Genomic DNA, 2,100 nt, shown 5'->3' on the forward strand with positions numbered 1-2,100 from the left:
GCATGTCGTAGCGGGCCGGGTCGAGCGCGACCGGATGGCTCGGGTGGTGATAGCCCATCACGAGGTCGCAGCCGCCCTCGACCAGCGACAGCACCGCGTCGTGCACGTTCAGCGCGCGCAGCCGCGTGTGGACCTGGCCCATCTTCGCCTCGATCCGCTCGAGCCAGCGCGGGAAATACGTGAGCGACAGCGTGTGCGGCACCGCGAATTCGATCGTCGGCACCGGCGCGCCGACGTGGCCGCGCAGCAGCGTGCGCGCCTCGTGCGCCTGCGACAGCATCGTCAGCGCCTGCTCGTAGAAGATCTGCCCGGCCTGCGTGAGCCGCGTCGGATAGACCGAACGATCGATCAGCTCGGTCGCGAGCCACGCCTCGAGCGCCTGGATGCGCCGCGAAAACGCCGGCTGCGACACGTGCCGCAGCTCGGCGGACCGGCTAAAGCTGCGCGTCTCCGCGAGCGAGACGAAGTCTTCGAGCCATTTCAGTTCCATGCAGGCGGGCGCGGCGGGCGGCGGTCGGGAAGAAGCCTGCATTCTACCGGCGGGCGGCCCCGGCCGGCGGCGTCGAACGCGGCCCGGCAAGCCGGCGCGGGCCCCCGCCGGCACGCCATTCGCGCGCCGCCCCGGTGCCGCCCGAACCGCGCGCGCCCGCGGCAGCCACGGCCGGACCGGTTCGGCCGGGATCGACGCGCGCCGATGGTAAAATGCCGGATTCTCCTCCCCTCGTTCGCCCCGGCCCCAAAAGGCCCTGCCCGATCATGTCCGACACTCGTCCCGATACGCTTTTCGCCCTCACCGCGCTCTCGCCCATCGACGGCCGCTACGCCAGCAAGACCGAAGCGCTGCGCGACTGGCTCTCCGAAGCCGCCTTCATGCGCCACCGCGTCACCGTGGAGGTGCACTGGCTGATCGCGCTGTCGCGCGCCGGCTTCGCGGAAGTCCCGCGCTTCTCGGAAGCCTCCGAGCAGTTCCTGCTGCAGCTCGCCGAGCGCTTCACCGCGCACGACGCCGCGCGCATCAAGGAAATCGAGCGCGTGACGAACCACGACGTGAAGGCCGTCGAATACTGGCTGAAGGAATCGGTGAAGGGCCAGGCCGAACTCGAGAAGGCGAGCGAATTCATCCACTTCGCGTGCACGTCCGAGGACATCAACAACACGTCGCACGGCATGATGCTCGCCGGCGCGCGCGAACACGTGATCCTGCCGGCGCTGCGCACGGTCTACCAGCGCCTCGTCGCACTCGCGCACGCGCACGCCGAGCAGCCGATGCTGTCCCGCACGCACGGCCAGCCGGCCAGCCCGACGACGCTCGGCAAGGAACTCGCGAACGTCGCCGCGCGTCTCGCCCGTGCGATCACGCGCATCGAGAAGGTCGAGATCCTCGGCAAGATGAACGGCGCGGTCGGCAACTTCAACGCGCATTTCTCGGCGTATCCGGAATTCGACTGGGAAGCGTTCTCGCGCGACGTGATCGAGAACCGCCTGAAGCTCACGTTCAACCCGTACACGATCCAGATCGAGCCGCACGACTACATGGCCGAACTGTTCGACGCTGTGGCGCGCGCGAACACGATCCTGCTCGACCTCGACCGCGACGTGTGGGGCTACATCTCGGTCGGCTACTTCAAGCAGAAGACGAAGGCCGGCGAAATCGGCTCGTCGACGATGCCGCACAAGGTCAACCCGATCGACTTCGAGAACTCGGAAGGCAACCTCGGCCTCGCGAACGCGACGCTGCGCCACCTCGCCGACAAGCTGCCGGTGTCGCGCTGGCAGCGCGACCTGACCGACTCGACGGTGCTGCGCAACATGGGCGTCGCGCTCGGCTACTCGCTGCTCGCGTACGACTCGCTGATCCGCGGTCTCGACAAGCTCGAAGTGAATCCGCAGCGCCTGAACGAAGACCTCGACAACTGCTGGGAAGTGCTCGCCGAGCCGGTGCAGACGGTGATGCGCCGCTACGGCATCGAGAACCCGTACGAGCAGCTGAAGGAACTGACGCGCGGCAAGGGCATCACGCGCGAAGCACTGCAGGAATTCGTCGGCACGCTGGCGATCCCGCAGGATGCGAAAGACCGCCTGCTCGCGATGACGCCGGCG

2 protein-coding genes are annotated in these 2,100 nt (G+C 68.2%); one reads left to right on the plus strand and one right to left on the minus strand.

Translation table 11 applies throughout. The features are described from left to right. Window positions 1-490, minus strand: a 490-nt coding sequence (locus JMF90_RS34670) for a LysR family transcriptional regulator (RefSeq protein ID WP_201326125.1), incomplete at its 3' end; no start/stop codon positions are given. A gap of 266 nt (window positions 491-756) precedes the next feature. On the opposite strand from JMF90_RS34670, the gene purB reads away from it, so the two are divergent. Next, window positions 757-2,100: adenylosuccinate lyase (gene purB, locus JMF90_RS34675; RefSeq protein WP_201326126.1), on the plus strand; the 1,344-nt coding region annotated here is incomplete at its 3' end.

The sequence above is a fragment of the Burkholderia sp. E168m23 genome (assembly GCF_016586125.1).
GTDB classification, from domain to species: Bacteria; Pseudomonadota; Gammaproteobacteria; order Burkholderiales; family Burkholderiaceae; genus Burkholderia; species Burkholderia orbicola.